This is a genomic window from Salinivibrio costicola subsp. alcaliphilus (genome assembly GCF_001996185.1).
GTDB classification, from domain to species: Bacteria; Pseudomonadota; Gammaproteobacteria; order Enterobacterales; family Vibrionaceae; genus Salinivibrio; species Salinivibrio costicola.
The window spans coordinates 82,311-89,489 of sequence record NZ_MUFR01000010.1; the positions used below are offsets into that span (position 1 = coordinate 82,311).

The 7,179-nt window shown below is 49.3% G+C and carries 9 protein-coding genes; 6 read left to right on the forward strand and 3 right to left on the reverse strand.

Annotation, left to right across the window (positions count from 1 at the left end; all coding sequences use genetic code 11):
- Window positions 1-283 precede the first annotated feature (283 nt).
- From frdA to frdD, 4 genes are read left to right on the forward strand one after another with little or no spacing between them, the layout of a single operon-like run.
- The gene (frdA, locus tag BZJ21_RS05190) at window positions 284-2,089 is read left to right on the forward strand and encodes a fumarate reductase (quinol) flavoprotein subunit (protein WP_077660568.1); all 1,806 of its coding nucleotides are present in this window, start codon (window positions 284-286) and stop codon (window positions 2,087-2,089) included.
- Window positions 2,086-2,841 carry a succinate dehydrogenase/fumarate reductase iron-sulfur subunit gene (locus BZJ21_RS05195; RefSeq protein ID WP_077669293.1) on the forward strand — a complete coding sequence of 252 codons (756 nt, stop codon included), beginning with the start codon at window positions 2,086-2,088 and terminating at the stop codon, window positions 2,839-2,841. Before frdA ends, BZJ21_RS05195 begins: the two co-directional genes overlap by 4 nt.
- Entirely contained in the window at window positions 2,838-3,221 is a 384-nt protein-coding gene (gene frdC, locus BZJ21_RS05200; RefSeq protein WP_077460026.1) for a fumarate reductase subunit FrdC, read from the forward strand. Before BZJ21_RS05195 ends, frdC begins: the two co-directional genes overlap by 4 nt.
- Before the next feature lie 8 nt (window positions 3,222-3,229).
- Window positions 3,230-3,592 carry a fumarate reductase subunit FrdD gene (gene frdD / locus BZJ21_RS05205; protein WP_077669294.1) on the forward strand — a complete coding sequence of 121 codons (363 nt, stop codon included), beginning with the start codon at window positions 3,230-3,232 and terminating at the stop codon, window positions 3,590-3,592.
- 67 nt (window positions 3,593-3,659) lie between these two features.
- Here the strand turns inward: frdD and efp are convergent, their stop codons facing one another.
- Window positions 3,660-4,226 (reverse strand): elongation factor P, encoded by a 567-nt coding sequence (efp, locus tag BZJ21_RS05210; RefSeq protein ID WP_021023462.1) that lies wholly within the window; start codon window positions 4,224-4,226, stop codon window positions 3,660-3,662.
- Window positions 4,227-4,259: 33 nt separating this feature from the next.
- Here efp and epmB point away from each other — a divergent pair, with 33 nt between their 5' ends.
- Both epmB and BZJ21_RS05220 read left to right on the forward strand, forming a co-directional pair.
- Window positions 4,260-5,282 carry an EF-P beta-lysylation protein EpmB gene (gene epmB / locus BZJ21_RS05215; protein ID WP_077460028.1) on the forward strand — a complete coding sequence of 341 codons (1,023 nt, stop codon included), beginning with the start codon at window positions 4,260-4,262 and terminating at the stop codon, window positions 5,280-5,282.
- Between the two features lie 88 nt (window positions 5,283-5,370).
- A complete protein-coding gene (locus BZJ21_RS05220; protein ID WP_077460029.1) occupies window positions 5,371-5,859 on the forward strand; it encodes a GNAT family N-acetyltransferase in 489 nt (162 codons plus the stop codon).
- On the opposite strand, the gene BZJ21_RS05225 is transcribed toward BZJ21_RS05220, so the two are convergent.
- Together BZJ21_RS05225 and BZJ21_RS05230 are read right to left on the reverse strand one after the other, a co-directional pair.
- The gene (locus BZJ21_RS05225) at window positions 5,856-6,497 is read right to left on the reverse strand and encodes a flavin reductase family protein (protein WP_077669295.1); all 642 of its coding nucleotides are present in this window, start codon (window positions 6,495-6,497) and stop codon (window positions 5,856-5,858) included. The two genes, BZJ21_RS05220 and BZJ21_RS05225, sit on opposite strands and share 4 nt — an antisense overlap.
- Before the next feature lie 8 nt (window positions 6,498-6,505).
- A complete protein-coding gene (locus tag BZJ21_RS05230; protein ID WP_077669296.1) occupies window positions 6,506-6,886 on the reverse strand; it encodes a thiol-disulfide oxidoreductase DCC family protein in 381 nt (126 codons plus the stop codon).
- Window positions 6,887-7,179 lie beyond the last annotated feature (293 nt).

The following is a 7,179-nucleotide window of genomic DNA, read 5'->3' on the forward strand; positions in this document are numbered from 1 at the left end:
TCTATCGCCAGCAAGCAAAATAACAAGCGCCTTCCTGCTTGCTTGTTACGCAATATTGGCGTGTCACATGGCGCATTTCTATTGCAAGTCTTGCGCGTTTTTTCAACGCCATCGCACACTTACCGATTCATCTCACACTTTTATGCAATTTAACACCCATGCCCGCAAAATCGCGGCAATTCCCCGACTGAGTCAATTTTTACGCAGACGAGATTGCCTACTATGACAGCACAACAATAAACAAGCCAAGCACTGGCTTTCCCTATAACACTGGAGGATGAACGTGCGGACTCTCACTACAGATATTGCAGTTATCGGCGCCGGTGGCGCTGGACTGCGCACCGCTATTGCGGCTGCAGAGGCCGATCCCTCTCTTAATATTGCATTGGTGTCTAAGGTCTACCCGATGCGCTCACACACTGTGGCAGCCGAAGGTGGCTCAGCGGCCGTCATCAAGGACGAGGACAGCTTAGACAATCATTTTAATGATACCGTCAGCGGCGGCGATTGGTTATGTGAGCAAGACGTTGTCGACTACTTTGTTAAAAATTGCGCCCATGAAATGGTGCAATTGGAGCAATGGGGGTGCCCTTGGAGCCGTAAAGACGACGGCAGCATTAATGTGCGTCGATTCGGCGGTATGAAAGTGGAGCGGACGTGGTTCGCTGCCGATAAAACCGGCTTTCACATGTTGCATACTTTATTCCAAACCTCGGTCAAATACCCACAAATCCAGCGTCTCGATGAATATTTTGTTGTCGATTTGATTATCGATGAGGGGCAGGTACAGGGGTTGATTGCCTTACACATGGCAGAAGGCGAGCTGGTCTGTATCAAAGCCAAGTCGGTCGTATTGGCAACCGGGGGGGCCGGCCGAGTATATAGCTGTAACACCAATGGTGGCATTGTCACCGGTGATGGCATGGCCATGGCGTATCGTCACGGGATTCCACTACGCGATATGGAATTCGTACAATATCATCCAACCGGATTGCCGGGGACAGGTATCTTAATGACCGAAGGCTGCCGAGGTGAAGGCGGCATTATTGTCAACAAAGACGGTTATCGTTACTTGCAAGATTACGGTATGGGCCCAGAAACGCCGGTCGGTCAACCGAAGAATAAATACATGGAGCTTGGCCCGCGCGATAAAGTCTCTCAGGCTTTTTGGCACGAGCAACAAAAAGGCAACACCATCAAGCACACACTCGGTGATGTGGTGCATCTCGACTTGCGCCACCTGGGTGAAGACTATATTCAAGAGCGCCTACCCTTTATCTGTGAGCTGGCGAAAGCCTATGTCAATGTTGACCCAGCCAAAGAGCCGATCCCTATCCGCCCAACGGTGCATTACACCATGGGAGGGATCGAAACCGACGCGCAAACGGAAACACGTGTTAAAGGTCTATTTGCAGTCGGTGAGTGCTCTTCTGTTGGCTTACACGGCGCCAATCGTCTTGGTTCAAACTCGCTCGCCGAGCTTGCTGTCTTCGGTCGTTTAGCCGGTGAGGGCGCTGCCAAGCGTGCTAGCAGTTTCACAGATTGGAACCAAGCGGCCATCGACGCTCAAATTCAAGACGTGAAAGCGCACATTGATCAGTTGCTCTCTAATCAAGGAGAAGAAAACTGGGCGGATATTCGTCGCGAGCTCGGTGAAACCATGGAAGCGGGTTGTGGTATTTATCGTCGAGAAGACTTAATGCAGGCCACGATTGATAAAATTGCCGAACTGAAAGCTCGCTACCAAAATATCAGCATTCAAGATAAAGGCAGTGTGTTTAATACCGACCTGCTGTACGCCATTGAAGTAGGCTATGGCCTAGAAGTCGCCGAAGCCATGGCACATTCCGCGATACAGCGTAAAGAGTCACGCGGCGCACACCAACGTCTTGATGAAGGCTGCACCAGCCGTGATGATGAAAACTATCTCAAGCATACTTTGGCGTTCTATCAAGCAGAGCATGGCCCTCGCATCGACTATGGCGATGTCAAAATAACCAAGTCACAACCTCAAGCACGACTGTATGGTGATGCGGCAGAGCAAGCGAATCGTGACAGCGCCGACCAACAAGAGGAGCACGCAAAATGACGCAAGCTACCTATCAGGTCTCAGTGCTCAGGTATGATCCCGCAACGGATGAGGCCCCCTACACGCAAGACTTCATGGTCACCGGTGACGAAACCATGTCGGTTCTGGATGCGCTGGGTTATATCAAGGATAACCTGGATAAGTCACTGTCTTATCGCTGGTCTTGTCGCATGGCCATTTGTGGCTCGTGTGGCATGATGGTTGATGGCGTGCCAAAGCTAGCCTGTAAAGCGTTTTTACGTGATTACCCCAAAGGGGTACTGATTGAGCCTTTGGCTAACTTTGCGATCGAAAAAGATCTGGTGGTGGATATGACACCATTTATTGAACGTCTTGAAGCGATCAAACCGTATATTTTAGGTAATGACCGCCGCCCCGAAGACGGGCCTAATACGCAAACGCCTGAACAAATGGCGCGCTACAAGCAGTTCGCAGCCTGTATTAATTGCGGTCTTTGTTACGCGGCGTGTCCGCAATTTGGCCTCAACCCTGACTTTTTAGGTCCCGCCGCCATTACACTTGCGCATCGTTATAACCTGGACAGTCGCGACGGTGGTCAACACGAGCGTATGCCACTGATTAATAGTGATAACGGCGCCTGGGGGTGTACGTTTGTTGGCTATTGCTCACAAGTGTGCCCTAAAGGGGTCGATCCTGCTGGTGCGGTTAACCAAGGAAAAGTGGCCTCCACGCAAGATATGGTGATCGCCATGTTTAATCCCAATAAAGAAGGGAAGGAGGTAACAGGATGAGTAACCGTAAACCTTATGTACGGCCTATGCCTCGTACTTGGTGGCTGCACCACCCGTTTTATCGCTTCTACATGCTACGAGAAGCAACTGTGCTGCCTTTAGTCTTCTTTACTCTCAGCCTAACCGCGGGATTAATTTGCTTGGTACAAGGCCCACAGGCTTGGCAGGGATGGCTTGACTATATGGCCCATCCAGTTGTGGTGTTACTCAATCTGGTCGCGTTAATCGCCAGCTTGTTCCACGCCACGACGTTTTTCAGCATGATGCCACAAGTCATGCCAATTCGAATCAAAGGGAAGCTATTGGATAGTAAATGGGTGATTGGCGCACAATGGGGCGCTGTGGCTGTAGTATCACTGATCGCCTTGGTGCTCATTTAGGAGGTGTTATGATCGATCCCAAACCAAAACGTTCCGATGAGCCAATTTGGTGGAGTTTATTTGGTGCTGGGGGGACTTGGTTCGCCATGTTCACCCCTATTACCGTGCTGATTTTAGGGATCTTAGTGCCGCTTGGTATTATTGATCCCAGCGCACTCAGCTATGACCGTGTCATGATGTTTGCCGAACATTGGCTGGGCAAGTTACTTATCATAGCCACCTTAGCACTACCCATGTGGCATGCGATGCACCGCATTCACCATGGCCTGCACGACCTTAAGCTGCATATTGGCTTGGCAGGCAAAGTTGTCTGTTATGCGATTGCATTTACGGTCAGTGTCGTCGCCGCGCTTTTAGTATTGATGGTCTAGCGTGTGCTAAACGCAATAAAACAAAAAGCCCTGGTGAATCACACTCAGGGCTTTTTATTGTCGGTCATTATTTTACGCGTCCAACATACTCGCCAGAGCGCGTATCGACTTTGAGCACTTCACCGATTTGAATAAATAAAGGCACTCGTACAACCGCACCTGTGGTCAATGTTGCCGGCTTACCGCCTGTGCCTTGGGTATCCCCTTTTAGGCCAGGATCCGTTTCCGTCACTTCTAGTTCAACGAAATTAGGCGGTGTGACCACAATCGGATCGCCATTCCAAAGGGTAAGCGTACAGCTGTTGTTTTCAACCAACCATTTAACATTCTCACCGACGGCACTTTCATTGGCCGCAATTTGTTCAAAGGTTTCGTTGTTCATAAAGTGGAAGAATTCACCGTCGGTATAAAGGTAATCCATATCCACTTCAATCACATCGGCCGCTTCAACTGTATCACCGGATTTAAAAGTCTTTTCCAAGACTTTGCCAGAGATCAGCTTACGCAGTTTGACCCGGTTAAAGGCTTGGCCTTTACCTGGTTTCACAAATTCATTTTCGGTAATGACACACGGCTCATTATCGAGCATAATTTTCATGCCGCCGCGGAATTCATTGGTGCTGAAAGACGCCATCTTGATCCTCTTAACATCTTCGAGTTTTCACAAATGTCGCACATCATAACCCGAATCCAGCCTGCTGTTGAGCGAAACTGGATCAAAGAACTCGCAGAGGCGATCACAGATCCCAGTGAATTGCTGCAACTGCTTGAAATTTCACCTGAGGAATGGACGTCCGGTTTTGCCGCGCGCCGCTTGTTTTCACAACGCGTTCCTCGCAGTTTTGTTGCCCGAATGGAAAAAGGCAATCCGAACGACCCGCTGCTTAAGCAAGTGTTACCTATCGCGCAGGAGTTTAATGAGGTAGAGGGCTTCAGCGCTGATCCGCTTGAAGAGCAAGATAATGCGATTCCTGGGTTATTGCATAAATACCACAACCGCGTATTACTGATCGTTAAAGGAGGCTGCGCGATAAATTGCCGCTATTGCTTCCGTCGCCATTTTCCTTATCAGGACAACAAGGGCAGCAAACGCGTATGGCAAGGTGCATTGGATTATATCGCTGCACATCATGAAATTGACGAAGTGATCTTATCCGGCGGCGATCCCCTGATGGCCAAAGATGAGGAGCTCGATTGGCTTATCAGCGCCATTGAGCCGATGAATCATGTGAAACGGCTACGCATTCACTCTCGTCTGCCGGTGGTGATCCCAGCGCGTATCACCTCTGCGCTTACTGAACGTTTGTCTCGCTCACGCCTGCAAGTGGTGATGGTTACTCACATCAATCATGCCAATGAGATAGATACCGAGTTAAGCGATAAGCTCCACACATTGCGACAAGCGGGAATTACGCTGCTCAATCAAAGCGTGCTGCTAAAAGGGGTGAATGACAGTGCGGATGCGTTGGTGGCACTGAGTCAACGACTATTTGATGCCGGCGTTTTACCTTACTACCTGCATGTATTGGATAAAGTCCAAGGCGCCGCTCACTTTTTAGTCTCAGACGATGAAGCGCGCGCCTTAATGCAGGAGATTATCGAGCAGCTCTCCGGCTATTTAGTCCCTCGACTGACTCGGGAAACCGGTGGCCGAGCAAGTAAAACGCCGCTGGATCTACATTTAGAGTGAATAATCAGTAACCCATTCAATATAAGCTGTTGATTTATTTTTAATTCCATGGCTTATTAGAAAGGCAAGCTCACCATAAGGATTTGTTATGTCTCTGATTATTCGTCAATACCACGCCGACGACATTCCGGCGATACGTGATATCTATGCGCAACCCAAAACCCAAGCGGGCACCTTGCAATTGCCGATGCCGAGCCTTGCCATGTGGGAAAAGCGACTTAATCAGGTACCTGATGGCGTATACCCATTGGTTGCCGAACTAGAGGGAAAAGTGGTCGGTAACCTCGGCTTAGTCATTGCCGCGAATCCTCGCCGTCGCCACGTTGCAGATATTGGCATGGGCGTTCATGATGCCTATCAAGGTCGTGGCATTGGTAGAGCGCTGATGGAAAAGGCCATCGACTTAGCCGAAAACTGGCTGAATGTGACACGGATAGAGCTAACCGTGTACACCGACAATCCAGCGGCTATCCATCTCTATCAAAAATTTGGCTTTGAAATTGAAGGCACCGCCAAACAGTTTGCGTTCCGTAACGGCGAGTTTGTTAATGCCTATTATATGGCTCGTACCCGCTAATCAAGCCACTCTGGCTGGCAGTCAGGTTTAGCATAACTCAGACGGCCAACACGGCTGGAGGTGTGGTAGCAATCTAATCCGCTCAAGGCAACGGTGCCTGCTTGCTCGATATCGACAAAGCCATCCTTACTGACACAACTGTCTGGCACGTGCGCTTCGATTATTTCCCCCACTAACAAGTGAGTACCATTGATCGCCATCGTATGCTCTTCACGGAGAATAAGACCAAGGCGGATCGCGGCTTCTTGTACAAAAGGCGCACTAAACTTTTCACGCCATAAAGGCGTCAAACCAACCTGATCAAATTCAGAGATATCGTGAGGGTAACGCGCTGACGTTTGATGAGCCGCCACAATCATCTCTTTTTGTACGTGATTAAGTGTATAAAAACCCGTCGCTCTAATGTTTTCTAACGTATCACGCGGCACAGTATCAGGGCGGATTATCACCCCCATTAACGCAGGGCTTGCTCCGAGATGAAACGCAGAGCTCACAATACATAAATTGGTTTGTTGGTTTGTATCGCTGGTGCCCAACAAGTTGGCTGATTTAAATCCTGATAAGCTGTTCACAAAAGTCGCACGGTAGCGTTTTTCCATCGCAACGATGGCTTCTTTCTCATACACGCTCAGTGACATGGGTTTCCTTATTTAATTTGACATTGTTGGCAGCGTGCTTGGCCCGTCAAAATCGCCGAGATCCGATAACGGTGCTGGGCAAAGAAAAGATAGGCTTTGTCAGCAAACCACGCAATAACCGGCCAGCGTAACCAACTCACCCAAGCGCCTTTTCCAACCGCATCCCACGCTACATAGGTTGCATCTAAACCATACACCATTTGCCCGTCACTATCTTGTGCATGCAAAATACGATTCGCCGAGCTGGGATCAACGTTGGGAAAATCAATGGAAAAACCCGCTTGGTGGATATCAACCAATCGCAGCGCATCGTCGCCATCCCAACGCGAGAGCTTACGCATTTCTTTCACACACAAAGGACACATGCTGTCATAGAACACAGTTACCATAATGGTACCTCCCGGGGCATTAATACGCGCCGGCGGGGACACTCGATCAAAAAAAGAAAGCCCTGACCGTCAGGCCAGGGCTCTATTGGTTTTTCATCAAAGATTAAAGATACAAAAAAGCCCCGACCGTTAGGTCAGGGCTTCGTATTTCTACTCATCAAAGTCTTACATATCATTGCTTTGATGATTAAATGTTTGCTAACTAAAGCCTAATACTAAGCGCTAATTAGATAATGAGAGCCTGGCGATGTCCTACTCTCACATGGGGAGACCCCACACTACCATCGGCGCTG

Coding starts and splice junctions, on each gene's coding strand:
- BZJ21_RS05195 (WP_077669293.1), top strand. CDS start 2,086: ATGACGCAAGCTACCTATCAGGTCTCAGTGCTCAGGTATGATCCCGCA.
- frdD (WP_077669294.1), top strand. CDS start 3,230: ATGATCGATCCCAAACCAAAACGTTCCGATGAGCCAATTTGGTGGAGT.
- epmB (WP_077460028.1), top strand. CDS start 4,260: ATGTCGCACATCATAACCCGAATCCAGCCTGCTGTTGAGCGAAACTGG.
- BZJ21_RS05225 (WP_077669295.1), bottom strand. CDS start 6,497: ATGTCACTGAGCGTGTATGAGAAAGAAGCCATCGTTGCGATGGAAAAA.
- frdC (WP_077460026.1), top strand. CDS start 2,838: ATGAGTAACCGTAAACCTTATGTACGGCCTATGCCTCGTACTTGGTGG.
- efp (WP_021023462.1), bottom strand. CDS start 4,226: ATGGCGTCTTTCAGCACCAATGAATTCCGCGGCGGCATGAAAATTATG.
- BZJ21_RS05220 (WP_077460029.1), top strand. CDS start 5,371: ATGTCTCTGATTATTCGTCAATACCACGCCGACGACATTCCGGCGATA.
- BZJ21_RS05230 (WP_077669296.1), bottom strand. CDS start 6,886: ATGGTAACTGTGTTCTATGACAGCATGTGTCCTTTGTGTGTGAAAGAA.